Annotated in this window: 23 protein-coding genes and 1 pseudogene; 14 read left to right on the plus strand and 10 right to left on the minus strand. The window is 72.8% G+C overall.

Translation table 11 applies throughout. The features are described 5' to 3' along the window. Positions 1 to 177 precede the first annotated feature (177 nt). The 3 genes from ACFVXK_RS16135 to ACFVXK_RS16145 are packed head-to-tail and all read left to right on the plus strand — an operon-like array spanning position 178 to position 1,344. Positions 178 to 426, plus strand: a complete 249-nt coding sequence (locus tag ACFVXK_RS16135; protein ID WP_385531414.1) for a type II toxin-antitoxin system Phd/YefM family antitoxin — start codon at positions 178 to 180, stop codon at positions 424 to 426. Continuing rightward, complete coding sequence (locus tag ACFVXK_RS16140) at positions 423 to 797, plus strand: type II toxin-antitoxin system VapC family toxin (protein ID WP_385531416.1); 375 nt, start codon at positions 423 to 425, stop codon at positions 795 to 797. Before ACFVXK_RS16135 ends, ACFVXK_RS16140 begins: the two co-directional genes overlap by 4 nt. Before the next feature lie 22 nt (positions 798 to 819). Beyond that, positions 820 to 1,344 (plus strand): hypothetical protein, encoded by a 525-nt coding sequence (locus ACFVXK_RS16145; protein ID WP_389612146.1) that lies wholly within the window; start codon positions 820 to 822, stop codon positions 1,342 to 1,344. Between the two features lie 13 nt (positions 1,345 to 1,357). Here the strand turns inward: ACFVXK_RS16145 and ACFVXK_RS16150 are convergent, their stop codons facing one another. From ACFVXK_RS16150 to ACFVXK_RS16160, 3 genes and pseudogenes are all read right to left on the minus strand, one after another. After that, positions 1,358 to 2,887, minus strand: coding sequence for a serine/threonine protein kinase (locus tag ACFVXK_RS16150; RefSeq protein ID WP_389612147.1), 1,530 nt, complete (start codon positions 2,885 to 2,887; stop codon positions 1,358 to 1,360). Positions 2,888 to 2,947: 60 nt separating this feature from the next. Next, positions 2,948 to 3,112 (minus strand): annotated as a pseudogene (locus tag ACFVXK_RS16155) (DUF397 domain-containing protein); the annotation flags it as partial. A 14-nt stretch (positions 3,113 to 3,126) separates the two neighbouring features. Then, the gene (locus ACFVXK_RS16160) at positions 3,127 to 3,951 is read right to left on the minus strand and encodes a helix-turn-helix domain-containing protein (RefSeq protein ID WP_389612148.1); all 825 of its coding nucleotides are present in this window, start codon (positions 3,949 to 3,951) and stop codon (positions 3,127 to 3,129) included. A gap of 158 nt (positions 3,952 to 4,109) precedes the next feature. On the opposite strand from ACFVXK_RS16160, the gene ACFVXK_RS16165 reads away from it, so the two are divergent. Further along, complete coding sequence (locus ACFVXK_RS16165) at positions 4,110 to 4,904, plus strand: alpha/beta fold hydrolase (protein ID WP_389612149.1); 795 nt, start codon at positions 4,110 to 4,112, stop codon at positions 4,902 to 4,904. Here ACFVXK_RS16165 and ACFVXK_RS16170 read toward each other — a convergent pair. From ACFVXK_RS16170 to ACFVXK_RS16185, 4 genes are all read right to left on the minus strand, one after another. Continuing rightward, a complete protein-coding gene (locus tag ACFVXK_RS16170) occupies positions 4,882 to 5,466 on the minus strand; it encodes a GNAT family N-acetyltransferase (protein ID WP_389612150.1) in 585 nt (194 codons plus the stop codon). The genes ACFVXK_RS16165 and ACFVXK_RS16170 overlap by 23 nt on opposite strands. After that, positions 5,463 to 7,520: a penicillin acylase family protein gene (locus tag ACFVXK_RS16175; RefSeq protein WP_389612151.1), complete on the minus strand. Its 2,058-nt coding sequence runs from the start codon at positions 7,518 to 7,520 to the stop codon at positions 5,463 to 5,465. The genes ACFVXK_RS16170 and ACFVXK_RS16175 overlap by 4 nt, the downstream gene beginning before the upstream one ends. Before the next feature lie 76 nt (positions 7,521 to 7,596). After that, positions 7,597 to 8,109 (minus strand): DinB family protein, encoded by a 513-nt coding sequence (locus ACFVXK_RS16180; protein ID WP_389612152.1) that lies wholly within the window; start codon positions 8,107 to 8,109, stop codon positions 7,597 to 7,599. Positions 8,110 to 8,207: 98 nt separating this feature from the next. Further along, positions 8,208 to 8,993, minus strand: a complete 786-nt coding sequence (locus ACFVXK_RS16185) for a GNAT family N-acetyltransferase (protein WP_389612182.1) — start codon at positions 8,991 to 8,993, stop codon at positions 8,208 to 8,210. A gap of 60 nt (positions 8,994 to 9,053) precedes the next feature. Between ACFVXK_RS16185 and ACFVXK_RS16190 the strand changes: the two genes are divergently transcribed. The 6 genes from ACFVXK_RS16190 (at position 9,054) to ACFVXK_RS16215 (ending at position 16,633) form a co-directional block, all read left to right on the plus strand. Then, on the plus strand, positions 9,054 to 9,476 hold the full coding sequence (locus tag ACFVXK_RS16190; protein ID WP_389612153.1) for a signal peptidase I: 423 nt from the start codon (positions 9,054 to 9,056) through the stop codon (positions 9,474 to 9,476). A 169-nt stretch (positions 9,477 to 9,645) separates the two neighbouring features. After that, a complete protein-coding gene (locus ACFVXK_RS16195; protein ID WP_389612154.1) occupies positions 9,646 to 11,877 on the plus strand; it encodes an MMPL family transporter in 2,232 nt (743 codons plus the stop codon). Positions 11,878 to 11,904: 27 nt separating this feature from the next. Beyond that, entirely contained in the window at positions 11,905 to 12,459 is a 555-nt protein-coding gene (locus ACFVXK_RS16200; protein WP_389612155.1) for a GNAT family N-acetyltransferase, read from the plus strand. 103 nt (positions 12,460 to 12,562) lie between these two features. Next, complete coding sequence (locus ACFVXK_RS16205; protein WP_389612156.1) at positions 12,563 to 13,165, plus strand: hypothetical protein; 603 nt, start codon at positions 12,563 to 12,565, stop codon at positions 13,163 to 13,165. Between the two features lie 190 nt (positions 13,166 to 13,355). Next, entirely contained in the window at positions 13,356 to 13,514 is a 159-nt protein-coding gene (locus tag ACFVXK_RS16210; protein ID WP_389612157.1) for a hypothetical protein, read from the plus strand. Positions 13,515 to 13,594: 80 nt separating this feature from the next. Further along, on the plus strand, positions 13,595 to 16,633 hold the full coding sequence (locus ACFVXK_RS16215; RefSeq protein ID WP_389612158.1) for an AAA family ATPase: 3,039 nt from the start codon (positions 13,595 to 13,597) through the stop codon (positions 16,631 to 16,633). On the opposite strand, the gene ACFVXK_RS16220 is transcribed toward ACFVXK_RS16215, so the two are convergent. Together ACFVXK_RS16220 and ACFVXK_RS16225 are read right to left on the minus strand one after the other, a co-directional pair. Next, positions 16,630 to 16,845 carry a DUF6191 domain-containing protein gene (locus ACFVXK_RS16220; protein ID WP_389612159.1) on the minus strand — a complete coding sequence of 72 codons (216 nt, stop codon included), beginning with the start codon at positions 16,843 to 16,845 and terminating at the stop codon, positions 16,630 to 16,632. The two genes, ACFVXK_RS16215 and ACFVXK_RS16220, sit on opposite strands and share 4 nt — an antisense overlap. A gap of 33 nt (positions 16,846 to 16,878) precedes the next feature. Then, positions 16,879 to 17,862, minus strand: a complete 984-nt coding sequence (locus ACFVXK_RS16225) for a PQQ-dependent sugar dehydrogenase (RefSeq protein ID WP_389612160.1) — start codon at positions 17,860 to 17,862, stop codon at positions 16,879 to 16,881. Between ACFVXK_RS16225 and ACFVXK_RS16230 the strand changes: the two genes are divergently transcribed. Next, entirely contained in the window at positions 17,852 to 18,061 is a 210-nt protein-coding gene (locus ACFVXK_RS16230; RefSeq protein WP_389612161.1) for a hypothetical protein, read from the plus strand. The two genes, ACFVXK_RS16225 and ACFVXK_RS16230, sit on opposite strands and share 11 nt — an antisense overlap. Positions 18,062 to 18,251: 190 nt before the next feature. Here the strand turns inward: ACFVXK_RS16230 and ACFVXK_RS16235 are convergent, their stop codons facing one another. Beyond that, positions 18,252 to 19,259 (minus strand): aldo/keto reductase, encoded by a 1,008-nt coding sequence (locus tag ACFVXK_RS16235; RefSeq protein WP_389612162.1) that lies wholly within the window; start codon positions 19,257 to 19,259, stop codon positions 18,252 to 18,254. An 85-nt stretch (positions 19,260 to 19,344) separates the two neighbouring features. Here ACFVXK_RS16235 and ACFVXK_RS16240 point away from each other — a divergent pair, with 85 nt between their 5' ends. The 3 genes from ACFVXK_RS16240 to ACFVXK_RS16250 all read left to right on the plus strand — a co-directional run bounded on the left by ACFVXK_RS16240 (position 19,345) and on the right by ACFVXK_RS16250 (position 25,568). Continuing rightward, positions 19,345 to 20,292, plus strand: a complete 948-nt coding sequence (locus ACFVXK_RS16240) for a 2-hydroxyacid dehydrogenase (protein WP_389612163.1) — start codon at positions 19,345 to 19,347, stop codon at positions 20,290 to 20,292. Between the two features lie 282 nt (positions 20,293 to 20,574). Beyond that, positions 20,575 to 23,454: a putative bifunctional diguanylate cyclase/phosphodiesterase gene (locus ACFVXK_RS16245; RefSeq protein WP_389612164.1), complete on the plus strand. Its 2,880-nt coding sequence runs from the start codon at positions 20,575 to 20,577 to the stop codon at positions 23,452 to 23,454. A 227-nt stretch (positions 23,455 to 23,681) separates the two neighbouring features. After that, positions 23,682 to 25,568 (plus strand): acetolactate synthase large subunit, encoded by a 1,887-nt coding sequence (locus ACFVXK_RS16250; protein ID WP_389612165.1) that lies wholly within the window; start codon positions 23,682 to 23,684, stop codon positions 25,566 to 25,568. Positions 25,569 to 25,571 lie beyond the last annotated feature (3 nt).

Here is a 25,571-nt window from a genome sequence, read left to right on the forward strand (position 1 = left end):
ATACTCTGGGAGAAGCTGGGCGTCCCGGTGGGTTTGGCGACGTATCGCTGCGCTGGGGTGTGCCCCGCACGGTTTCGGGTGGGGGCCACTCCGCCTTTTCGGCTGACGGAGCGTGCCGTGTCGGGCTACCCTTAGTCCATGCCTTAGTCCACCCGTCGACGTGTAAGGGAGGCAGCCGTGGAAGCAGCCCGGCAGTACAACGTCCACGAAGCCAAGACGCACTTCTCCCGGATCCTGGAGCAGGTGGCGACGGGCGAGGAGGTCGTGATCAGCAAGGCGGGTGAACCGGTGGCCAAGGTGGTGCCCCTGCGCCCCAAGGTGCGGCGCACCGGCCGAGGGTCGATCGCGGCCGACGCGATCCGGATCGCGGACGACTTCGACGAGCTGCCCGACGACATCGCCGACGCCTTCGGGATGCGTGGATGAGGCTCCTCCTCGACACCCACGTCGTCCTGTGGTGGCTGGCGGACTCGGCCGAGCTGTCCGGGGAGATCAAGGACCTGCTCGACACCGAGCCGGCGGTGTACGTCAGCGCGGTGTCGCCGTGGGAGATCGCCATCAAACAGTCGCTCGGCAAGCTGACCGGACCCGAAGATCTGGCGGAGCGCGTCAGGGACAGCCAGTTCACCTCGCTTCCCATCACCGCCGGGCACGGCGTACGGGCGGGTAGGCTGCCGCAGCACCACCGGGACCCCTTCGACCGGCTGCTCGTCGCCCAGGCCCAGATCGAGGGCCTGACGCTCGTGACCCGTGACAAGTGGATCGAGCAGTATGACGTACGGGTCCTGCCCGTCTGAAGGCTGCCGGAGGGGGATCAGAGTGGAGATCGGGGCGATGGTCATCGCCGTCGTGGGCGTGGCGGGGACCCTGGGAGGCGCCCTGCTCACGCAGCGGGGCGCGGAGCGGACGAAGCGGCGGGAGATAGAACTCGTACGCGCGCACGAGGAGGTACGGGAGAACCTGGCCCTGCGGCGCGGCTGCTACACGGCCCTCAACCGGGACTCGCGCCAGTACACCACCGCCCTCAACCGGCACCTGCACGTGATGCGGGAGCAGGGGGTGCAGGACGCGGACCGGGAGGCGCTCGACGCGGCGAAGGCCGCGCACCGGGACACGTACTCCGAGGCGCAGATGATCGCCCCGGACGGGGTGCTCGCCGCGGCTACCGCCGCCAACCACGCCCTGACCCTGGTCTACGGGCAGGTCAAGCGGCTGGAGCGGGACGCCCCCGAGGCGGGCGAGACGATGGAGACGGTCTCCCGGGCCCAGCAGGAGATCTGGGACCTGCTCCGGGAGATGCGCGCGGCCATGCGCGCGGACCTCGGGGTGTCGTCGTCCGACTGAATCCGCCGCCCCGCTACTTCTTCAGGGTGGGCGTGGCCAGGACGAGCCGGCCCATCCCGCAGGTGTTCCCCGGGTCGACGTAGGAGATGTCGAGGCGCTTGCCGTTCGAGACGTCGAGCGACAGGGGCTCCGGCGATCCGACGCGCAGGGTGCCGCTCCACACGGACTTCCCGTCCACCTCCACGGTGACCCGCGCGTTCGCGTGCGTCGAGGCGTCGTCGACGCCGGCGACCATGGTCAGCGTCTTCCAGCCGCCGCCCAGGTCGTAGGAGGCCGCCCCGTCGCAGATCTTGTAGGGTCCGGCGGCCACCAGGGCGGTGTCGTAGCGCCGGGAACCGAGCGTGCCGTCGCCCGCCTCGAACCAGGCGTACTCGCTCTTGGCGACCGGTGTCAGGGTGGTGAGCGAGAGCCCGCCGGAGTCGGACGCGGCAGGGGGCGGAGAGGGCGAGCGGGACGCGGACGGTGCCGTCGGCTTCGTGGCTCCCGCGCGGTCCGGGCCGCCGTCGTTCCCCTCCCCGTCCCCGCCCCCGAACAGCTTCACGCCGGTGAGTGCGAGGGCCGTCAGGAGCACCGCGCCCGCCGCCGCCATCAGTACCGGGCGCCGGTGTTCCGGTGTCCGCGTCGGCCGCGCGTCCTGGATCTCGCCCAGCGGGAGGGAGACCACGGCCTGGCGGACGTCCTGCACCCAGCCGGTCAGGCTCTGCGGCCGTTCCTCGGGGTCGGTGGCGCAGAGCGAGACGACCCGCGCCCGTCGATCGGCGTCCAGCGCCGCGACCTGCGGCAGCTCCGCCATCGCCTCGGCCAGCAGGCCCGGGGTGCGGGGCGGCGACTCCCCGCTCAGCAGGAAGTACGCGATGGCGCCGAAGGCGTACCGGTCCGTGGCGGGGGTGCGTCTGCCGTCGAAGACCTCGGGGGCCGCGTAGCCGGGGGTGAACCAGATCTCGGCCGTCCGGTGCTCGGCGGTCAGCTTGCTGAGGCCGAAGTCCACCAGCGTGGCCTGCCCGTCGGCGTCGACCATCACGTTGCCGGGGGAGAGGTCACCATGGACCACCTGGCGCCCGGAGGGGGTGGCCCTCCCCGAGTGCAGCCAGTCCAGCACGTCGGCGAGCTGCTCCAGCGTCCGCATCACCTCGCGCCGCCCGGCGGGGGTGGAGAGGTCCCGCTCGGTCCGCCAGTCGCGCAGGTCGAGCCCGTCCACCTGGTTCATGACCAGCACCAGGGACCGCCCGGACAGGCCGGAGGCCTCACCCGCAGGGTGGATCGGCGGGCCCTCGAAGTGCTCCCGCACGCCGACGACCCCGGGCCGGTGGACGAAGCGCAGCAACTCGGCCTGCTCGTTCCACTTCTGGCTGATCCGGGCGAACTCCTCGGACGAGATGGTCGTCTTGGAGTCGAGCACCTTGACGACGACGGGCTCGGCCCCGCCCGCCAGCTCGATCTCCGCGAGATGGATCACGGCCTCACCGCCGCGTCCGATGGACCGCAGCAACCGGTACCGGTCGGGTGCCGAGTCCGGGCCGATGTAGAGCTTCTGGCTGGTCAAGCCGCCCCCAGTGCCAGTCAGTTGAGTGGAAATCAGCTTGGCTGGCCGGGGCGGGTGGGGTCAATGGGAAACGGTGGTCTCCAGGAACGCGGACCAGGTGGTGGGGGTGACGGTGAGGACCGGGCCGTCGGCCACCTTGGAGTCCCGGACGTGCACGGCGGCGGGGTGGGCGGCCACCTCGACGCATGCGCCGCCGGCGTCGCCGCTGTAGCTCGACTTGAACCAGGCCAGTTGGTGCGTCATGACTCTCCTAGCAGGTCGTCCAGCAGGCTCTTGCTGTCCTCGATCGAGAGCGCCTGTGAACGCAGCATCCCATACTTGAGATGGAGGAGATGGACCTCGTCCGGGTCGTCCTGGAGGAAGCTGACGTGCTGCCCTTCCAGGTAGCCGAGTTGGTCGTGGTCAGGGGTCTCCAGGAGGATCATGGGGCCGTTGAGGCCCGCGTGGGTCTCGCGGTCGGTGCGGATGATCTGGAGTCCCACGAAGGGGAGTTCGGCCATCTCCAGTAGGTGGCGCAACTGTCCGCGCAGGATCTCCCGGCCGCCGATCGGACGCTGCACCAGGGACTGCTCGATGACGAAGTGCATGACGGGCGGCTGCGGCTTGCGGTGGAAGAGGTTCTGTCGGGCGATCCGGTCTTCGGTCTGCTGGGTGATCTGGTCGGCGGGCATCGGCGGATAGAAGTTCGAGAAGACCGCCTCCGCGTATTGCGGAGTCTGGAGCAGGCCGGGGACGGCTGCGTTCTCGTACCAGAGCAGGCTCAGCGCCTCCGCCTCGTGCTCCATGTACTCCCGGGCGAACGCCGGGTATCGCTCCCGGCGCGGGATCGCGGCCGCTGCCTTGAGCAGCGCCCCGTTCGCGTCGAGGTGGGTCTCCAGGACCTGGGACATCTTCACGGACAGGGGGCGACGGCCCTGCTCCACCGAGGCGATGGATTCGACGTCGCAGTGGGCCTGTTCGGCCAGGGCGGCCTGGGTCAGGCCGGCGAGCTTGCGCTGATGGGCCAGCAGGACGCCGACGACCTTCCAAGAGCCGTTGCGCTGGGGCCTGTTGCGTTGGGGCATGCCGGACACTTTCCCCTCTTGCGCTGCCTCTGACTCGCGAACCGCACGTACATCACCCGTACAAAACCCTTGTACGGGCGACTTCTGTAGCGATCGCTAGAGAATCTGTGTACTGTTCAATCCGTAACGACCGCTAGGGAAGTGAACGAGGTCCTGCCATGTCCGTCATCACCACCCCCTATGCCCGCACCGTCCGCAAGGAGAGCGGCGGTCCCGGTCTGCTGCTGGCCCACGGTGGAGGGGGCGCCGTCGAGAGCAACTTCGGGGCGATCCTGGACGAGTTGGCCGCCGGTCACAGCGTCGTCGGCGTCGACTACCCCGGTACCGGCGGGACTCCGAAGTCCGAGGAGCCGCTGCGGCTGGACGAGCTGGCCGACCAGCTGGTGGCCGCAGCCGATGCCGAGGGGCTGGAGACGTTCGCCGTACTCGGATACTCGCTCGGGGGAAACGTGGCGCTGCGGATCGCCGCCCGGTACCCGGAGCGGGTGACCGCGCTCGTGCTGACCGCGACCTTCGTCCGTGCCGGGAACCGGCTGAAGCTCGTCGGCGACCTGTGGTCGGGGCTGGCGGCGCGCGGTGAGAACGAGCTGCTCGCCCGGCTGCTGGTGCCGCTCGCGGTGAATCCGGCGGTGCTGGAGGGGCTGACGCCGGAGCAGGCCGAGGAGGTGGTGCGGGCTACCGCCGCTTCCATTCCGGCGGGCGCGGGGGACCACGTCGACCTGATCAAGGGGGCCGACCTGAGCGCGGAGGCGGCGGGGGTCTCCGTGCCGGCCCTGGTGATCGCCACCACCGAGGACCGGCTCGTGCCCCTGGAGCTCCAGAAGGAGCTGGCCGAGGCCGTGCCGGGCGCCCGGTACGCGGAACTGCCCACCGGGCACCTCCCCTTCGCCGAGCGCCCGGCCGAATGGGCCGGGCTGGTGACCGGGTTCCTCAGCGAGCTGCGGGCCGGCTGAGGAAGGCCAGGCGGGCGGGCTTGGCCGGGAGGTAGACCTCGGGGAGGTCGATCTCCGGGAGTTCCACCTCCGGGCCGAGCTCGAAGCCGGTGCGCTCCAGCAGGGCGATGGCCTTGGCGTTGCGGGCGTCGGGTTCGCCGACGATGCGCCGGGCGCCGGCGTCGGAGAAGAGGAAGGCGAGGAAGGCCTCCATCAGGGCGCCCGTGAAGCCGTGCCGGGCCGCGCCGCCGCTCGGGCCGAGCAGCAGGTGCACGCCGACGTCCCCGGGCCGGACCTCGTAGCACTCGCTGACCCGGTCCTCGGCGCAGTCGTACGTCTGGAAGAGGGCGACCTGCTTCCCGTCGAGGCTGACCATGAACGCGTGGTGGGTGGTGCGGCGGTCGACGTCCTCGTAGATCTCCTGCACCAGCTCGCGGCTGGCCTCGCCCATGCCCCAGAAGCGGGCCCGGTCCTCGGTGACCCAGCTGTGGATCACCTCGGCGTCGGCGGCGGGGTCGACGGGGGTGAAGGAGACCGTGCCGAAGCCCTCGACGGGGTGGGTGTAGACGGCGGTGCGGGTCATGAGGGTTCCTTGGTGAGGCGGGTCCAGTCGGTGACGACGGGGACGAGTTCGCAGCGGGACCAGAGCGGGAGCTGGTCGCGGTGGTGGGGTGAGCCGGTGACGCCGTCGGCGCCGAGCGGGACCGCCCAGAGGCTGTTGTCGCGGTCGGCCAGGTCCCAGACGTAGCGGGCCGCCGAGGCGCGGGCGACGGTGTCGGTGACGCCGGGGACGGAGGAGGTGGCGTTCACGCAGTCGTGGTCGCCGCCGAGGCCGGGCCATTCGGCGTCCGGGTCCGGGACGGCCTGCCACGGGGTCAGGCGGTGGGTGTCCGACCAGGGGGCGTCGGGGGCTCCGGCCGCCGCCGTCTCCTCCAGGGCGGCGCGGACGTGTGCGGGGCGGTCCAGGCCGGGCAGGAGGGGTGTGGTGAGGAGGCCCTCCAAGGCGTAGCCGACCCGGGGGACCAGGTACAGCCAGGGGTGGAAGACCTCCGGGCCCGTCGGGGCGCCCGCCAGGTCCGCGAAGGCGGGGTCGGCCGCGAGGCGGCGTACGACGGACGTGCGGAAGGCCGCGAAGACGGCGGCGTCGGTGCTGTCGGCCTCCATGTGGCGGTCCCAGGCCAGCAGCCGGTCGCGGAGTGCGGCGGCGGCGGGGGAGAGGGCGTCGAGGCCGGGCAGCAGGGCGAGGAGGGGTGCGGCGGAGGCCAGACGGGTGTCGCGGTGGACCTCGGCCATGGCCTTCGGGGACCAGTCGGCGGCGCCGCTGAGCAGGGCGCGGATCCGGTCGGCGCGGTGCGGGGGAGCGAACTCCACGCCGAGGGGGGAGGCGATGCCGCGCGCGTTCGCCATCACGGCGAAGCCCTGGACGGGTTCGGCGGGGGTCTCGGCCCAGCCCCGCCAGGCGTGGCGGGCGTCCCAGGCGGGCACGGGGCGCAGCCGGTTGGCCGGCTCGCGCAGCGGGACGGCCCCCGCGACGCGGTGCAGCAGCCCGCCCTCGGAGTCGGCGGCGTGGACCACGTTGACGGGCTCGGCCCAGCCGTCGAGGGCGCGGTCGACGTCGGCGACGGTGCGGGCGCGCAGCAGGGCGGGCAGGGCGGCGAAGCCGAGGTCGGCGCGGACGCGGGGCGGGTAGCGCAGGGAGAGGACGGCGGAGTCGTCGTTGACGATGACCGGGCCGCGGGCGGTCTCCAGGATCTCGACCTCGACGTCCTCGCCCCCCGCGACCGTGACGGTCTCGGTGTGGCGCGCGACGGGCTCCCAGTCGCCGTCGGGGCCCAGGGCTTCGACGCCGTAGGCCGCGGGGCGCAGCCGTTCGGTGTAGAGGTCCTGGTAGTCGGCCATGGCGTTGGTGATGGCCCAGGCGACGGACCCGGCGTGGCCGAAGTGGGCCAGGCCCGGGACGCCGGGGACGGCCAGGCCGAGGACGTCGTACTCCGGGCAGGCGAGGCGGATCTGCTGGTAGACGCCCGGGTCCTCGATGAACCGGTGCGGGTCGCCCGCGATGATCGCCGCGCCGGTGGCGGTGCGCTCGCCCGGGACCAGCCAGCCGTTGCTGCCGGCGGTGCCGGGGCCGTCGGTCGCGAAGAGGGTGGTCGCCGCGTCGCCCAGGGCGCGGGCGACGCGGTCGCGCCAGAGCTTGGTGGCGAAGCCCGCGAAGAGGATGTGGGTGCCGATCCAGAGGGAGAGCGGGACCCACGGCTCCCACGGGGCCGGGGTGTGGCCGGCGGCGGCGAAGCGGTCGTCACGGGCCGCGCCCTCGGCCAGGCCCGCGTTGACCCCGTCGACGTAGGCGGTGACCCAGGCGGCGGTGTCCGGGTCCAGGGTCTCGAAGCACCGGCGGGCGGTGTCGTCGAGGCGGGCCTGGCGGGCGAAGCGGTCCCAGGGCACGCAGTCGGCCCCGAGGAACGAGGCGCTGGAGCCCTGGGCGCGGTGCCGTTCCACCTCCAGCTGCCAGGCCCGGTCCACGGCGGTGGTCCGGCCCTGGGCGTAGGAGAGGCGCAGAGGGTCGGACGCGCGCAGGTGCGGGATGCCCCAGTCGTCGCGGTAGACCTCGTAGGCCTCGGTGGTCACAGCGCTCACGCTCGTCCCCCAGTGTCTTAGGTTAGGCTGGCCTAACTATAAGGGGGTCTGGGGGAAGGGTGACCGCCAGGTCCGGTCAGGCGCCGACGGTGCCGTCGACCGCCTCCCGGATGAGGTCCGCGTGACCGTTGTGGCGGGCGTACTCGTGGATCATGTGCAGCATCACCAGGCGCAGCGAGGCTTCCTCCTCCCACTTCGGCACGTACGCCGTCACGTCCAGCGACTCGGCGGCCTCCTCCACCGCGCGAGCGTGCGCCACCTCCGCCTCCCATGCGGCGAAGGCCTCGGCGCGCGTCGCGCCGGAGGCGTCGTAGGCGGCCTGGAAGTCACGGCTGTCCGACCACAGGTGGGGGACCTCCGTGTCCCCGCCGATCGTGCGGCGGAACCACTGACGCTCCACCTCCGCCATGTGCCGGACCAGGCCCAGCAGGGAGAGGCTGGAGGGCGGGGAGGCCTGGCGGCGCAGCTGCTCGTCGGTGAGCCCGTCGCACTTCCAGGCGAGGGTGGCCCGGTGGAAGTCGAGGAAGGCCCGGAGGGTCTCGCGTTCGTCCCCGGTCAGGGGCGGTCCGATGCGTTCGGTGGTGTCCATGCGCGCGATCCTGCCGGGTCTTCGGCGGGCCGGAAAGCGAATTCGGGGCGACCCCGGCGGTCCGCCGCGCGCTCCGGCGGTCCGCCGCGCGCCGTGCGTCAGCCCTGCCGGATGTAGGGGACGGTGACGCCCAGCACCCCGAAGCCGAGCCGCTCCAGGATCGGCCGGCTGTCGTCCATGGCGTCGACCTGGAGGTACGGGATCCCGCGCTCGGCCGCGATCCGGGCCCGGTGCGCCACCAGGAGGCGGTAGATGCCCCGGCCCCGCCACTCGGGGTCCGTGCCGCCGCCCCACAGGCCGACGAAGTCGCTGCCGGCCCGGAACTCCATCCGGGCCGAGCTGACCGGGACCTCGCCGGCCATCGCCACCACGACCTCGATCGAGTCCGGGTCCTCGCTCAGCTGGGCGAGGACGTCCTGCTTGAGCCGGGGCCGCGCGACCCCGAAGGCCCGGTCGTGCGCCGTCATCATCAGGTCCACGCCCGCCTCGTCCGTCACCCGCAGGAGGGTGATCCCCTCCGGCGGCTCCACCGGCAGGCGGGCCATGTCGGCCGTCCGGCCCACCATCAGCGTCTCGGGCGGCTCAGGCACGAAGCCCGCCGCGCGCAGCCGGTCGCCCAGGTCGGCCGGGCGGTCGTGCGTGTACAGCTTCCACTCGAACCCGGGCCCGCCCTGCTCCGGCCCGCGCGCACCGAAGTGCGCCACCTGCGCCGCGATCTCCGCGTCCGCCGTCTCCTCGTCGAGGTCCGACCACAGCACCCCGCTCCAGCCGGGCGTGCTCGCGCGCACGACCCGGCCCGCCCGCTCCACGTCCGGGCCCTGCGCACCGCGCCGCACCTCGGCGTCGTAGCGGTCGCGCACCTTCAGCAGTTCATCAAGATCCATCGTCATGCGCGCAGCTCATCAGCTGATCCACGGCCTCCACAACTGCAATAACCTCGCCTCGTGAACGACGACCAGATCATCTACACCGGCAAGGCCACCCCCGACGCCGCCGCCGACCGCGGCTGGCTGCTGGGCCACTTCAAGGCGCCGGGCGATCCCCGCCACAGCGAGGACGTCGAGATCAAGTGGGGCGTCCACCCCAAGGGTGATACCCGCGAACGCTGGGTCACCGGCGAACGGCGCACCGCCCTCCAGGTGCTGATCAGCGGCCGCTTCCGGCTGGAGTTCCCCGGCCGCACCGTCGTCCTCGCCGAACAGGGCGACTACGTGGTCTGGGGCCGCGGCGTCGACCACTCCTGGTACGCGGAGGAGGACACCGTCGTCCTCACCGTCCGCTGGCCCTCCGTCCCGGGCTACCGGGCCGACGCGCCCGCCGACGGCGAGACCTGTGACGATGCACACGAAACCGACCAACGATCATGAAACGCTGCGATCGTGTCGAACGAGGTGTAAACCCAAGCACCCTGGCCGCCCGCGGCGGCCGGACCTTTCACAAGTTCACGACTCACCAGTCCACGACTTCACGAGTTCAAGCGTTCTTTGCGTCGGGCCGACTCCCGCTGAAGATCCGAACCACCAGGGAGCACGTCCGTTGGCAGCAATCGCACGGTGGTGCATGCGGCACCGGCTGGTCACCGTCCTGATCTGGCTGCTCGCCCTCGGCGGGACCGCCGCGGCGGCAACGGCCACCGGAACGGCGTTCTCCAACGACTACGAGGTCCCCGGCACCGAGTCGAACAAGGCCAACGCCCTCCTGCGCGAAGGCTTCCACGGCCAGGGCGGCGACACCGACACCATCGTCTGGCGGACCCCGGAGCACCAGACGGCCCGGACCCCAGAGGTCGAACAGCGGATGACCCGGGCCCTGGACGCCGTCGCCGCCCTCCCCGGCATCGGCTCCGTCACCAGCCCCTACGCGACGGGCCCCGCCGGCGCCGCCCAGATCAGCCCCGACGGCCGCACCGCCTACGCCGTGGTCACCTTCGACCGGCAGGCCGACTCCGTGCCCAAGGCCCAGGCCCGGGCCGTGGTCGACGCGGCGAAGAACCCCGCCACCGAGACCGGCGGCCTCCGGGTCGAACTCGGCGGCCGCGCCATCGGCCTGACCGAAGCACCCAGCCCCCACCTCGCCGAGGTCATCGGCGTGGCCATCGCCGCCGTCGTCCTCTTCCTCGCCTTCGGCTCCCTCGCCGCCAGCCTGCTGCCCATCGCCACCGCCCTGGTCAGCGTCGGCAGCGCCTATTTCGGCATCACCCTCCTCGGGCACGCCATGCCCGTCGCCGACTTCGCCCCGATGCTCGGCACCCTCGTCGGCCTCGGCGTCGGCATCGACTACGCCCTCTTCATCGTCACCCGCCACCGCAAGGGCCTGGCCCGCGGCCTCGGCGTCGCGGAAGCCGCCGAGAACGCCGTCGCCACCACCGGCCGGGCCGTCGTCTTCGCCGGAGCCACCGTCTGCATCGCCCTGCTCGGCATGCTCGTGCTGCGCCTGGGCTTCCTGGGCGGCGTCGCGATAGCCGCCTCCCTCACGGTGGTCCTCACCGTGGCGGCCTCCGTCACCCTGCTCCCCGCCCTCCTGTCCTACATCGGCACGCGGGCCCTGTCCCGCCGCGAACGCCGCAGGCTCGCCGCCGAAGGCCCCCGCCCCGAGGCCCCCACCGGCTTCGCGGCCCGATGGTCGGCCTTCGTCGAACGCCACCCCAAACTCCTCGGCCTGGTCGCCGCCCTCGTCATGGCGGTCCTCGCCCTGCCCACCCTCTCCCTCCACCTGGGCACCTCCGACCAGGGCAACAACCCGGCCTCCTCCACCACCCGCAAGGCCTACGACCTCCTCGCCGACGGCTTCGGCCCCGGTGTGAACGGCCCCCTCACGGTCGTCGCCCGGCTGGACGGCGCCGGCGACCGCGTCGCCGTCCAGCGGCTCGCCGACGCCCTGCGCACCACCCACGGCGTGGCCTCCACGGGCCCGGCCGTCTTCAACCGCAGCGGGGACACCGCCGTCCTCACCGTCGTCCCCGACTCCGCCCCGCAGTCCCGGGCCACGAGCGCACTGGTCGACCGGCTCCGCGAGGACGTCATCCCGCGCGCCGCCCACGGCAGCTCCGTGAAGGCCCACGTCGGCGGGGTCACCGCCGGCTACGACGACTTCGCCGACGTCATCGTCGGCAAGCTGCCGCTGTTCGTCGGCGTGGTCATCGCCCTCGGCTGCCTGCTCCTGCTGCTGGCCTTCCGCTCCCTCGGCATCCCGGCCAAGGCGGCCGCCATGAACGTCGCCGCCGTCGCCTCCTCCTTCGGCGTCGTCGTCGTGATCTTCCAGTGGGGCTGGGGGAGCGAGCTGCTGGGCCTGGGCAGCGCCGGCCCCATCGAGCCCTTCCTGCCCGTGATCATGGTGTCGGTCCTCTTCGGGCTCTCCATGGACTACCAGGTCTTCCTCGTCAGCCGGATGTACGAGGAGTGGCTGGAGACCGGCGACAACCGGCGGGCCGTGCGCGTGGGCCTCGCGGAGACCAGCCGCGTGATCAACTCGGCGGCCGTCATCATGATCTCGGTGTTCCTGGCCTTCGTGCTCAGCGGAGACCGGATCATCGCCATGTTCGGCATCGCGCTCGCCGCCGCCGTCGCACTCGACGCCTTCGTCCTGCGCACCCTGCTCGTCCCCGCGCTCATGCACATGCTCGGCGGGGCGAACTGGTGGCTCCCCGCCTGGCTGGAGCGCCGGCTGCCCAGGATCAGCATCGAGCCCCCCGAGTGCGGACCCCGTGCGACACTTCCGGCGCAGCGGCCGGACGCCGACCACGCGACCCCGGCCCGACTGTCCCGCTGACCCCTCACCCACCCCAAGGAAGCACCCATGTTCGCGATAGACCTGGCCGACGACGCCCAGCTGTTCCCGCTGGAGGTCTGGCACGCGGAGGAGTTCCTCGCGCACATCGACCGCGGCCGGGAGTTCATCGGGCAGTTCATCGGCTTCCCCGACCGCGCCACCGACCTGGAATCCGCCCGGCAGCTCCTGCTCTCCAACGCCGAGAAGTCCGCCGCCGACGGCCGCCGCCTCTACGGCATCCGGGTCGGCGGCACCCTCGTGGGCGGGGTCCTCTTCGCGGACTTCGACGCCGCCGCAGGCAACTGCGAGGTCGGCTGCTGGATGGAACCCGCGGGGACCGGCCGGGGCCTGGTCACCCGGGCCTGCCGGGTGCTCATCGACTGGGCCTTCGACGTGCGCGGCATGCACCGCGTCGAATGGCACGTGGCCGGCGGCAACGACAAGAGCATCGCCGTCGCCCAGCGCCTGGGCTTCACCCGCGAAGGCGTCCTGCGCCAGAGCCACCTGCACCGCGGCGTCCGCCAGGACATCGAGATCTGGTCGCTCCTCGCCCCCGAACGGGCCGCCGCCCGTACCGCGTAGCCGCCGAGGCCGCAGGCCCCGCCCGGGCCCTGCGGCCCACTTGGCCCGAAGGACGGCAGGCCCTCTCAGGAGCCTCTCAGAAACGCCGCCTACGGTGCGCGCCATGGACACCACCAAGACCGCCGCCCCGACCGCCCCCGAGGCGGACGCCGCCGAGGACAAGCCGGCCGCCGGCACCCCGGCCGAGACCGAGGCCACCGCCACCCCCGCCGAGCCCGAAGCCCCGCAGGCCGACGCCGACGCCGATGCCGCCGACGAGGCCGACGCGGACCTGGACGACGACGAGGCGGACGCCTTCCCCGAGCGGCCCACCGGCGTCGGCTCCGCCGCCTCCGCCGTCACCGCCGCCGGCCTCGGGCTCGTCGCCCTCAGCGGCAGCTGGGTCGCCCGCGTCATCGGCGAACGCCAGACCCTCATCGGCCAGATCGAGTCGGCCAATGCCACCACCGCCAAGGAGAAGATCGCCGCCCTGTACGGCGACGCCTGGCACATGACGGCCCTCGTCAACGGCCTCCTCTCCGCCCTGGCCCTGCTCCTCGCCGCCGTCGTCCTCGCGGCCCCCGCCTTCGGCGCCCCCGGCCGGGTCCACCCCGCCTGGGTCCGCTCCGTCTCCTGGGCCGCGGTGGCCCTCGGCGTCCTCGGTGTCCTGATCTTCGGACTCATGTACTTCGACCTCCTCGTACCCCTCCCGACGGCCGCCGAATAGGCACCGCCTTACGCCCTGCCTTAGGCCGCCCCCGCCCGGCTCGAGCCCTTCTCAGGACCCCGGGGCCCCGGCCTAAGGACCCCGGGCCCGCACAGATGCGGCATGAGCCCCATGTGCCGCACCCCTCTGGGACGCGATTCTTGGATCACACCGAACGAGGTGCCCGAGAAAAGCAACCAGGGAGAACGAGATGTTCGAGTCCGAGATCGCCATCGCCCGCCGCGCCGACCTCATCCGCCAGGCCGACGAGTACCGGATGGTCCGCGAGGCCAAGAAGGCCTCCTCCCGCGGCCAGGACCGCGAGAGGTCGGTGAGTCGCCACCGGAGCCTCTTCACCCGCGCCGCGTAACCCGCGCCACGCACTCCGTGGAATGACGCGACATGACGAGCGCACCGACGACGACTGCCGCGCGACCGCACCCGTGTGCGATGCTCAGCGGCGTGGAAACCAGATCTGTCAGCCCGGTGTTCGTCGGCCGAGCCGACGAACTGGCCATACTCGTCGACGCCCTGGGCCGCGCCGCGGACCAGGAACCCCAGGCCCTCCTCATCGGGGGTGAGGCCGGAGTCGGCAAGACCCGGCTGACGGAGGAGTTCCTCTGCGAGGCCACCCGGCGCGGAGCCGTGGTGGCCGTCGGAGGCTGTGTGGAGATCGGGGCGGAGGGCCTTCCCTTCGCCCCTTTCTCGACGGCCCTGCGCACCCTGCTCCGCCTGCTCCCCGCCGAACTCGCCGCCGCGGCCGCCGGGCAGGAGGACGAGCTCGCCCGCATCCTCCCCGAACTCGGCGAGACCCCCCGCGGCCCCCACGACGAGGAGAGCACCGCCCGCCTCTTCGAACTGACGGCCAGGATGCTGGAACGCCTCGCCGCCGACCGCACCGTCGTCCTCGTCCTGGAGGACCTGCACTGGGCGGACACCTCCACCCGGCACCTGCTGGCCTACCTCTTCCGCACCCTCGCCCGGGGCCGGCTCGTCCTCGTCGCCACCTACCGGGCCGACGACATCCACCGCCGCCACCCGCTGCGCCCCCTGCTCGCCGAACTCGACCGGCTCCGCACCGTCCAGCGCATCGAACTGGCCCGCTTCAACCGGGGCGAGGTACGCCGCCAGCTCGCCGGGATCCTCGCCTCCCGGCCCGACGAGGCCTTCGTCGACTCCGTCTTCGACCGCTCCGACGGCAACGCCTTCTTCGTCGAGGAACTCGTCGCCTCCCACGAGAGCGGCTGCCGCACCGGGCTCACCGAAACCCTGCGCGACCTCCTCCTCGTCCGCGTCGAGGTCCTCCCGGACGCCGCGCAGCGCGTCGTGCGCATCGTCGCCGAAGGCGGCTCCACCGTCGAATACCCGCTCCTGCTCGCCGCCGCCGGACTCGGCGAGGACGAGCTGATCGAGGCCCTGCGCGCCGCCGTCGGCGCCAACATCCTCCTCGCCACCTCCGACGGCGACGGATACCGCTTCCGCCACTCCCTGGTCCGCGAAGCCGTCAGCGACGACCTGCTGCCCGGCGAACGCGCCCGCGTCAACCGCCGCTACGCCGAGGCCCTGGAGGACGACGACACCCTGATCCGCGCCGAGGAGCGCATCATCCGGCTGGCCAACTACTGGTACGCCGCCAACGACCCGGCCAAGGCCCTCCCCGCCATCCTCGCCGCCTCCGTCACCGCCCGCCGCCGGCACGCCTACTCCGAGCAGCTCAGCCTCCTCGAACGGGCCATGGACCTGTGGGAGAGCGTCCCCGACGAGGTACGGGACGCACTGCGCCCCGCCGACTACACCGAGGTCTACCCGCCCTGCGGCTGCGACCCGGCCACCACCCCGCTCCAGCGCGTCGACCTCTACGCCGAGGCCACCGTCGCCGCCCGCTACGGCGGCGAACGCGAGCGCGCCCTGAAGCTCACCAAACTGGCCCTGCGCATCCTCGACGAGGACGGCGGCGACCCGCTGCGCGCCGCCTGGTTCTGGACCGAACGCTCCCGCCTCATCGCCAACCTCGGCCGCGGCGACGGCTGGCAGGAGATCGCCACCGCCCAGGAACTGGTCAAGGGACTGCCCCCGTCCCAGGTGCACGCCGACGTCCTCGTCCGGGCCGCGGGCTGGGGCATGCTCCACCACCCCGGCCCCGCGAACCTCGCCGCCGCCGAACGGGCCGTGGAGTACGCCCGGATGGTCGACGCCGAGGAGACCGAGCTCAACGCCCGGATCACCCGCGGCTACCTCCTGATGGAATCCGGGGACACCGACGCCGGCCTCGCCGAACTCCACGAGGTCAAGGACCGCGCCGCCCACCTCGGATTCACCGCCGTAGCAGGTCGTGCCCATATCAACATCACCTCCCAACTCGAATCACTGGGCCGGTCCCGCGAAGCCGTGGAACTGGCCGAACAAGGGGTCGAACTCGTCCGCACGGCCCGGCTCCTGGACACCGAGGCCTGGGTCCGCGGGAACATGGCCGAGAGCCTCTACAGCCTCGGCCGCTGGGACGAGGCCGCCGAAGCGGCCCGGCGCACCCTGCACGTGGGCCACGGCGCCGCCCCCCGGGGCTCCGCCTCCGCACGCCTGGCCTACCTGGCCCTGGCCCGCGGCGAACTCACGGAGGCCGCCGCCCAGCTCGCCGCCTCCCACGCCCACTTCGGCACCCACGACAGCCAGCCCCAGCACCGGATCCCCCTCTTCCGGCTGGCCATCGGCGTCGCCGGATGCGAGGGCCGCATCGCCGAGGTCCGGGCCGAGACGGCCCAGGCCATCGCCGACGGCTTCCCGCCCGGCCAGCACCGCTACGCCTGGCCCCTCCTCCTCGCCTCCGCCACCGCCGAAGCCGACGCGAGGGGCCTGCCCGGCACCGACGAGGGCCGCGCCGCCGCCCTGGAAGCCCTGCGCACCGCAGCCCGCTCCCTGGCCACCCCGGTACCCGTGTGGACCGCCCACGCCGAGTACCTCAGGGCCGAGCTGCTGCGCGCCGAAGGCAGCGACACCGTCGCCGACTGGACCGCCGTCGAGGCGGCCGTCAGCCCCCTGGAGCGCCCCTACCTGCTGGCCCGCGCCCGCCACCGGCTCGCCGAGGCGCTGCTGGGCTCGGGCGGGGACCGGGAGACGGCCGCCGGCCTGCTGCGCGACGCCCACGCCACCGCCGACCGCCTGGGCTCCCGGCGGCTGCGCGAGGACCTGGCCCTGCTGGCCCAGCGCGCCAGGCTCCCGCTGACCCCGGACGAGGCCCGCCCGGCCGCACCCGTCCCGGACACGGACCCGGTCGAGGCCCTGGGACTCACCAGCCGCGAACGGGACGTCCTGCGCCTGGTCGCGACGGGCAGCACCAACCGTCAGATCGCGGAGGAACTGTTCATCTCCCCGAAGACGGCCAGCGTGCACGTCTCGAACATCCTGGCCAAGCTCGGCGTCGCGAGCCGGGGTGAGGCCGCGGCCCTCGCCCACCGGCTGCGCCTCTTCACCCCGCCGGCACCGCAGCCCTAGGCGGCGTCGCCCCCCTCCGGGGCGACGTCCTCGCCGCCCTCCCGGGCGGCCGGGCGTATGAGCACCGTGCCGGAGTCAAGGTCTATCGGACCCCGTCCCGGATCGCCGTCACCGACGTCGGTCCGGGACAGCTCCAGCCGCTTCTTCTCCTCGTCCGTGTGCCGCCGTCCCGGGTTGAACAACTCCTCGATCATGTTGAACACCGTGCTCACCGTGCCTTCCGCCCCCCACCGGGGCTCCGTCGGTCACCGCACTGTCAGACTCAGGATCCTGTCGTCGCCCGCCTGTGGCGATCCGCGCCCGTCCGTCTCGCTCGTGACCAGCAGCAGTCTGTCGCCGCCGAGCGCCACCACCGTGCGCAGCCGGCCGTACTTCCCCGTCAGGAACGCCTCCGGCTCCGCCGCCGGAACGGCCCCCTTCAGCGGGATCCGCCACAGCCGCTCGCCCTTGAGCGAGGCCATCCAGATCGAGCCCTCCGCCCAGGCGATCCCGCTCGGCGAGGCCTCGTCCGTCTTCCAGACGGCCACCGGATCCCGGAATCCCGCCGTGCCGCCCTTCCCCTCCACCTCGGGCCAGCCGTAGTTGCCCCCCGGCTCGATGAGATTCAGCTCGTCCCACCTGTGCTGCCCGAACTCGGACGCCCACAGCCGCTTGTCCGCGTCCCAGGCGAGGCCCTGCACATTGCGGTGCCCCCACGAATAGACGACCGAGTCCGGCTCGGGATTCCCGTGCACCGGCTGCCCGTCGGGGGTCATCCGCAGGATCTTCCCGCCCAGCGACTTCCTGTCCTGCGCCAGCGCCGTGTTCCCCGTCTCGCCCGTCCCGGCGTAGAGCATCCCGTCCGGGCCGAAGGCGATCCGCCCGCCGTTGTGCAGGAGCCCCTTGGGGATGCCCCTCAGCACCGTGTCCGGCGCGCCCAGCTGCTGCCCCGGCGGTCTCTGCTCGTCGTAGCGCATCCGGGCGATCCGGTTGTCCGACTCCGTCGTGAAGTACGCGTACACCAGCCGGTCCGAGGCGAAGTGCGGGGACAGCGCGAGCCCCAGCAGCCCGCCCTCCCTGCCGGGCGCCACCCCGGGAACCCTTCCGATCTCCGTCACCTGACCCGTGTCCGAGCGGACCCTGCTGATCGTCCCCTTGTCCCGCGAGGCCACCAGCAGGTCCCCGCCCGGCAGCGGGGCCACGCCCCAGGGGGAGTCCAGCCCCTTCGCCACCTCACCCGTGACCTGCACGGACCCCTTGGCCGGCGGCGCCGGCGCCCCCGGCGAGGCCCCCGCGGAAGCCGCCGACGACACCGGTGGCGAACCTCCCGCCCCCGGCGGAGCCCCGCCCGAGCCCGACGCCGAACACCCCGACGCCAGCAGCGCCCCGCACCCCGCCAGCGCGAGCCCGGCCAGCACCCCCCGGCGCCGCGCGCCCCCGGCCCCGTAGCGCCCCGCACCGAAACGCCCGTCCCGCTCTCCGTACCGCATCGCCGTGCTCCCCTCCGGTCGGTCCTCCAGCCCTGCCCTTCACAAGACCCAACAGATCCGGCGGGTGCCCAAGTTCCACCACTCGTACACCCGATCGAGTGGTTGTCGCGGTCGATCCCCCCCCCGAGCCCGACCCCCCGAGCCCGGGCTCAGTCCCAGGCCCCCACCGCCGCCGGCAGCGCCGCGAACCCCGCCAGCTCCCCGGCCGTCAGCCGCACCTCGGCCGCCCGCGCGTTCTCCGCCGCCCAGCGCGCCCGCCGCGCCCCCGGCACCGGTACCACGTGCGGCCCCTGCGCCAGCACCCACGCCAGCGCCACCTGCGCCGCGGTGACCTCCGGCCCGTGCCGCCGTGCCGCCCGCCGCAGCTCCGCCACCAGCACCTGGTTGGACGCCATGGCGTGCGCCGTGAACCGGGGGTGCCGGGCCCGCACGTCCGCCTCCTCGAACCCCTGCCCCGGCGTCAGCGTCCCGGTCAGGAACCCGCTGCCCAGCGGCATCGCCGCCAGCACCCCCACCCCCCGCGCCGCACACCACGGCAGCAGCTGCCACGCCGCCTCGGGCGACCACACCGACAGCTCCGCCTGCACCGCCGTCACCGGGAACACCTGCTGCACCCGCTCCAGGTGCCGCAGCGTCGAGCGGTACCCCCGGTCCCCCCGCCGCCCCGCACCCGGCCCCGCGCCCGCGCCCAGCGCGCAGAACCCCAGCGCCCGCACCTTCCCCGCCTGCACCAGCTCCGCCATGGCCCCCCAGGTCTCCTCCACCGGGACCTCCGGGTCCACCCGGTGCAGCTGGTACAGGTCTATGACGTCCGTGCGCAGCCGCCGCAGCGAGGCGTCGCACGCCCGGCGCACGTAATCCGGCCGCCCGTCCGCCACCACGTGCCCCTCGCCCGCCCGCAGCCCCACCTTGGCCGAGACGAAGGCCTCGGCCCGCCGCTCCCGCAGCACCCGCCCCACCACCAGCTCGTTGGTGAACGGCCCGTACAGATCGGCCGTGTCCAGCAGGTTCGCCCCCAGGTCCAGCGCCGTGTGCAGGGTCCGCAGCGACTCCTCGCCCCGGCGGCGCGACGGCGCGTAGGCCCAGCTCATCGGCATGCAGCCGAGCCCGATGGCCCCCACCGTCAGCGGTCCCGATCCGATCGACCTGCGCTCCACCCCTGCGTCCCCCCTCCCGGCCCGGTCCCGGTCCGGCCCTCAAACTAACGGCTTGATCACGTTCCCTTCGCATAGCCTCGGGATCATGACTGCAACGACCGCCGAGGTCTGGCTCCCGTTCCCGCCCGGGGAGATCGACGGCCTCCCCGACACCTTCCACTACCGGCAGTGGGACGGTGAGGAGGAGTTCCCGGCCGACCCGGCCGGCTGCGTCTTCTACGTCACCCCGTACATGAAGTCCCAGGCCGTGACCCTGCGTCCGCTCCCGGCCATGCCCGCACTGCGCGTCGTGCAGACCCTCACCGCCGGCATCGACCACGTCCTGCCCGGCCTCGGCCTCCTGGGCCCCGGCGTCCGGCTGTGCAACGCCCGCGGCGTCCACGAGGCCAGCACCGCCGAGCTCGCCCTGACCCTCACCCTCGCCTCCCTGCGCGGCATCCCCGGGATGCTGCGCGGCCAGGACCGCGAGGAGTGGCGCGGCGGCTTCTACGAGGCCCTCGCCGACAAGTCCGTCCTGATCGTCGGCTACGGGTCGATCGGCGCGGCCGTCGAGGACCGGCTCCTGCCCTTCGAGTGCGGGCGGATCACCCGCGTCGCCCGCTCGGCCCGCACCGCCCCGCACGGGCCGGTGCACGCCCTCGGCGACCTCCCGGGCCTCCTCCCCGAAGCGGACGTGGTCGTCCTCACCACCCCGCTGACCGAGGAGACCCGGGGCCTGGCGGGCGCCGCCTTCCTCGGCCGGATGAAGGACGGAGCCCTGCTGGTGAACGTCTCGCGCGGACCCGTGGCCGACACCAAGGCCCTGCTGGCCGAACTGGAGTCCGGCCGGCTGCGCGCCGCCCTCGACGTCACCGACCCGGAACCGCTGCCTCCGGGCCACCCGCTGTGGCACGCCCCGAACGTCCTGATCACGCCTCACGTGGGCGGGAGCAGCTCGGCGTTCGAGCCCCGGGCGAAGCGCCTCGTCGCCCGCCAGCTCACCCGGTTCGCCGCCGGGGAGCCGGTCGAGAACACCGTTCTGATCACGGACTGAACCAGACCGCACACTCTCCGCGTCCATACGTATGCGAGCAGTTGCCGCACGGCTCCCGGTGGTAACGGAGAGTAGAGAAGCTATGTCGCTGAGTGACGAAAGTGGTGTATCGTCCGGAACAAGGGGCTGCGCCACGTACGTCTGGCGCTGGGGAGTGATCGGACACTTTGGGGGGCGACGGGCGATGCACGGCCAATGGACGAAGGATCCGATGCGGCAGAGCCGCCGGAGGCGACGGTGCCGAGACTGGACTGCGCCGGAACGAGCCGGCGAGGGGGACCGGTGAGCGCCCCGGGGGCGGCGCTCCTGACCCGGCCGCCGGTCGCGGGCGGCGGCGGCAGGGGTCTGGGGGGCCAGCTCCTCCTCGCGGTGGTCAGCGGCGGCTACGCCGTCGGAGCCGCCCTCGGCTGGGGCTCGAAGGAACTCGCCAAGATCATGGGCGACTTCGGGCTCAGTACCGCCGGTTTACTGGCAGCCGTCTCCTGCTACCACTACGCCCGCGCGATCGGCCGGCGCGAGCGCCCCGCCTGGCTGATGTTCGCGTTCTCCTCGCTCATGGGGGCCCTGGGCAACGGCGTCTGGGGCTGGTACGAGGTGGTCCTCGACCAGAAGGTGCCCGAGCCCTCGCTCGCCGACTTCGCCTTCCTCTGCTTCGCCCCGCCCGCCATCGTGGGCCTGCTCGTCCTCGCCAAACGCCCGGTCACCCGCGCCGGATGGGTCTGCCTGGCGCTCGACTCCTGGCTCATCGGCGGCTCGCTGCTGACCCTCTCCTGGAGCCTGGCCCTCGCCAACGCCGCCCGCACCGCCCAGTCCGGAGCCCCCGGCAGCGTCCCGCGCGCCGCGCTCTCCCTCGCCTACCCGCTCCTCGACATCGCACTGGTCTCGATGGTGCTGGTCCTGCACTTCCGGCGCTCGGCCAACAACCGCTCCGCGATCAACACGGCCATCGCGGCCCTCGCGCTGACCGTCCTGAGCGACGCCCTGTTCACCTCGCCGCTGCTGAACACCACCTACCGCTCCGGGGAGATCCTCGACGCCGGCTGGTTCGCGGGCTCCCTCCTGCTGGCCTACGCCCCCTGGGCCGCAGGCCGCCGCCCGGAACCGCTCCCACGCCCCGTGCCCCCGCGCGCCGACCGGCCGCACAGCCGCCCCATCACCGGCTCCCTCCCGGCGCTCACCCCGTACCTCGCGGCCGCCGTCTGCACCCTGGGCATCCTCTACAACGTGGTGGACGGACGGAAGGTCGACCGGATGGTGGTCTTCACCGGCTGCACGGTCGTCCTCGCCCTCGTGGTCCGGCAGGGCATCATGCTCCTCGACAACATCGCCCTGACCCAGGAACTGGCCCAGAAGGAGAACCACTTCCGCTCCCTGGTCCAGGGCTCCAGCGACGTCATCATGATCGCCGCGCCCACCGGGACCCTGCGCTACGTCAGCCCCGCCGCCGCCGGGGTCTACGGCCGCGAGGCGGAGGAGCTGGTCGGCACCGAACTGGCCGCCCTGATCCACCCCGACGACCTCGGCCGCGTGGTCCACGAGGTGCGCCGCTTCCTGGCCGCCCCGCCCGCCGAGGAGCCCACCACCCGCATCGAATGCCGGTTCAAATCCGGCGGCGGCGAATGGCTCAACGTGGAGTCCACCGTCAACCGGCACCAGGGCGGACTCATCCTCAACAGCCGGGACGTCACCGAGCGGGTCCGCCTCCAGGCCCAGCTCCAGCACAGCGCCGAGCACGACCCGCTCACCGACCTGCCCAACCGGGCCCTGTTCACCCGCCGCGTCCGCCAGGCGCTGACCGGCCGCCGCGCGGGCGACCACAGCACCGCCGTCCTCTTCATCGACCTCGACGGCTTCAAGGCCGTCAACGACACCATCGGCCACCAGGCGGGCGACGAACTGCTCGTCGAGGCCGCCCACCGCCTCCAGGACGCCGTCCGGGCCGGTGACACCGCCGCCCGGCTCGGCGGCGACGAGTTCGCCGCCCTCATCCTCGGCGACGGCAACCGGGACCGCAGCGCCCGCGAGTACCAGGTCCACGAGATCGCCGACCGGCTCCGTGCCACCCTCTCCCAGCCCTACCGCATCGCCGGCAGCGAGGTCCGGGTCGCCGCCAGCATCGGCGTGGCCTTCGCCGACCCCGGGATCACCCCTTCGGACCTGATGCGCAACGCGGACCTCGCGATGTACCGGGCCAAGGCCGGCGGCAAGGACCGGGTCGAGCTGTACGCCCCGCAGATGCAGGCCGAGGTCGTCCGCAAGGCGGAACTGGCCGGGAAGCTCCGCACCGCGCTGCACGAGGGCGAGTTCGCCCTGCTGCACCAGCCGGTGGTCTGCCTGGCCGACGGCGAGGTCGCGGCCGTGGCCGCGCAGGCCCGCTGGCGCTCCGCCCAGGGGATCCTCTTCACCCCGTCCGAGTTCCTCCGCGTGGCCGAACACAGCGAGGGCGGCTCTGGCGGCGCGGCCGACCCCTCCCGCGCCGCCGAACTGAGCCGATGGCTCCTCGAGGAGGCGGTGTCGGAGGCCGCCGAGCGCCACCTCGCGGGGCACGACGTACCAGTGGTCGTGCGGATGACCGCCCAGCGGCTCCTCGACCGGTCGGTCCCCGGCGGTTCCGTCGAGGCGCTGCTCGGCCGGCACGGGCTGCCCTCCGGGGGCCTCGTCCTCGAACTCGCCGCCTCCGACCCCAGGGTCCCCTTCGACGAGCTGGAACGCCGCCTGACGGCCCTGCACCGGCTGGGCGTACGGATCGCCCTCGACGGCTTCGGCAGCGGCTACGCGGCCATCAGCGCCCTCCGCAGGCTCCCCGTGGACCTGCTCAAGCTGGACCGGGGCCTGGTGGAGGGCGTCGTCGAGTCCGCCCGCCTGCACAAGATCACCGCAGGATTGTTGCGCATCGCAAACGATCTGGGCATGCAGTCCGTGGCCGACGGCGTGGACCTCCCCGAACAGGTGGCGGCCCTGCGCGCCATGGGCTGCACCCACGGACAGGGAATGGCGTTTTCCGGCCCCCTCGACGAATACAGGCTGCGCCGCGCGCTCGTGAGAGGTACGTTCCCAGTACCGGGCGGTACGGCCCAGCCCGCCTTGGCCGGAGGCTCGTCCGGTGGCTCGATGGTCATCCGTAGAGGCTCAAATAATGAGACGCCCGTCCCACCCGCTTGACATCGACCTCCCGCCGGAGGGAGGGTCAATGCCATGCGCACCCGAATTCTCGTACTTGGAAAGCGCGTCGGCTGAAGCTGGGACCTGCATGTCCCCGCTCCACACCGCCGACGCGCTCCCCTCGCTTGCCACCTGGCACGAGGGGTTTTTTGTTGCACTGGCACACGCACCCGGACGAGAACCGGGGCACCCCCGCTCCGCGTAAAACCCTCAGCTTCGAGAAGAGAATGCCGATGACCGAGCAGGCCTCCGGGGCCCACCATCCGCAGCCGCGGCCCCGCACGGGTGGGCACCAGCCCACCGCAGTTGAGCACGTCACGGGCGCGCAGTCCCTCATCCGCTCTCTCGAAGAGGTGGGGTGCGACACCGTCTTCGGCATCCCGGGCGGCTGCATCCTCCCGGCGTACGACCCGATGATGGACAGCAAGAAGGTCCGTCACATCCTGGTCCGCCACGAGCAGGGGGCCGGCCACGCCGCCACCGGCTACGCCCAGGCCACCGGCAAGGTCGGCGTCTGCATGGCCACCTCCGGCCCGGGCGCCACCAACCTGGTCACCCCGATCGCGGACGCCCACATGGACTCCGTCCCGCTCGTCGCGATCACCGGCCAGGTCTCCTCCAAGGCGATCGGCACCGACGCCTTCCAGGAGGCGGACATCGTCGGCATCACGATGCCGATCACCAAGCACAACTTCCTGGTCACCAAGGCCGAGGACATCGCCAAGACCATCGCCGAGGCCTTCCACATCGCCTCCAGCGGCCGTCCCGGCCCGGTCCTGGTCGACATCGCCAAGGACGCCCTCCAGGCGAAGACCACCTTCTCCTGGCCCCCGGCCCTGGACCTGCCCGGCTACCGGCCGGTCACCAAGCCGCACGCCAAGCAGATCCGCGAGGCCGCCAAGCTCATCGTCCAGGCCAAGCGCCCCGTCCTGTACGTCGGCGGCGGCGTCATGAAGTCCGGTGCCACGGCCGAGCTGAAGGTCCTCGCCGAGCTGACCGGCGTCCCGGTCTGTACCACCCTGATGGCCCTGGGCTCCTTCCCCGACAGCCACCCGCTGCACGTGGGCATGCCGGGCATGCACGGTTCCGTCACCGGCGTCACCGCGCTGCAGAAGTCGGACCTGCTGATCGCCCTCGGCACCCGCTTCGACGACCGCGTCACCGGCAAGCTGGACAGCTTCGCCCCCTTCGCCAAGGTCATCCACGCGGACATCGACCCGGCGGAGATCGGCAAGAACCGCGAGGTCGACGTCCCGATCGTGGGCGACGCCCGCGAGGTCATCGCCGACCTCGTCCAGGCCGTCCAGGCCGAGCACAACGAGGGCCACACCGGCGACTACACCGCCTGGTGGAAGGACCTCAACCGCTGGCGCGAGACCTACCCCCTGGGCTACGACCTGCCCGAGGACGGCTCGCTCTCCCCGCAGCAGGTCATCGAGCGGATCGGCGCGCTGGCGCCGGAGCACACGATCTTCACGGCCGGTGTCGGCCAGCACCAGATGTGGGCCTCCCACTTCGTCAAGTACGAGGAGCCCCGCACCTGGCTGAACTCCGGCGGCGCCGGAACCATGGGCTACGCGGTCCCCGCCGCGATGGGCGCCAAGGTCGGCATGCCGGACCGCGCGGTCTGGGCGATCGACGGCGACGGCTGCTTCCAGATGACCAATCAGGAACTGGCCACCTGCGCGCTGAACAACATCCCGATCAAGGTCGCCATCATCAACAACGGCGCCCTCGGCATGGTCCGCCAGTGGCAGACGCTGTTCTACAACCAGCGCTACTCCAACACCGTCCTGCACGCCGACGAGACCGGCCACGACACGGTCGGCTCCCAGCTCGGCGAGTCCTCCGCCCCCCGCCAGGGCACCCGCGTCCCGGACTTCGTCAAGCTGTCCGAGGCCATGGGCTGCGTCGCGCTGCGCTGCGAGGACCCGGCGGACCTGGACAAGGTCATCGCCGAGGCCAACGCGATCAACGACCGCCCGGTCGTGATCGACTTCATCGTCCACGAGGACGCCATGGTGTGGCCGATGGTCGCCGCCGGCACCTCCAACGACGAGGTCCTGGCAGCCCGGGGCGTCCGCCCCGACTTCGGCGACAACGAAGACGACTGAGCC

The organism is Streptomyces sp. NPDC058157, assembly GCF_042884105.1.
Lineage (GTDB): Bacteria > Actinomycetota > Actinomycetes > Streptomycetales > Streptomycetaceae > Streptomyces.

Excerpts from the sequence above, each read along its gene's own strand:
- ACFVXK_RS16140 (WP_385531416.1), top strand. The coding sequence starts at position 423 with ATGAGGCTCCTCCTCGACACCCACGTCGTCCTGTGGTGGCTGGCGGAC.
- ACFVXK_RS16160 (WP_389612148.1), bottom strand. The coding sequence starts at position 3,951 with ATGCCCCAACGCAACAGGCCCCAGCGCAACGGCTCTTGGAAGGTCGTC.
- ACFVXK_RS16165 (WP_389612149.1), top strand. The coding sequence starts at position 4,110 with ATGTCCGTCATCACCACCCCCTATGCCCGCACCGTCCGCAAGGAGAGC.
- ACFVXK_RS16170 (WP_389612150.1), bottom strand. The coding sequence starts at position 5,466 with ATGACCCGCACCGCCGTCTACACCCACCCCGTCGAGGGCTTCGGCACG.
- ACFVXK_RS16180 (WP_389612152.1), bottom strand. The coding sequence starts at position 8,109 with ATGGACACCACCGAACGCATCGGACCGCCCCTGACCGGGGACGAACGC.
- ACFVXK_RS16185 (WP_389612182.1), bottom strand. The coding sequence starts at position 8,993 with ATGGATCTTGATGAACTGCTGAAGGTGCGCGACCGCTACGACGCCGAG.
- ACFVXK_RS16200 (WP_389612155.1), top strand. The coding sequence starts at position 11,905 with ATGTTCGCGATAGACCTGGCCGACGACGCCCAGCTGTTCCCGCTGGAG.
- ACFVXK_RS16205 (WP_389612156.1), top strand. The coding sequence starts at position 12,563 with ATGGACACCACCAAGACCGCCGCCCCGACCGCCCCCGAGGCGGACGCC.
- ACFVXK_RS16210 (WP_389612157.1), top strand. The coding sequence starts at position 13,356 with ATGTTCGAGTCCGAGATCGCCATCGCCCGCCGCGCCGACCTCATCCGC.
- ACFVXK_RS16215 (WP_389612158.1), top strand. The coding sequence starts at position 13,595 with ATGCTCAGCGGCGTGGAAACCAGATCTGTCAGCCCGGTGTTCGTCGGC.
- ACFVXK_RS16240 (WP_389612163.1), top strand. The coding sequence starts at position 19,345 with ATGACTGCAACGACCGCCGAGGTCTGGCTCCCGTTCCCGCCCGGGGAG.
- ACFVXK_RS16250 (WP_389612165.1), top strand. The coding sequence starts at position 23,682 with ATGCCGATGACCGAGCAGGCCTCCGGGGCCCACCATCCGCAGCCGCGG.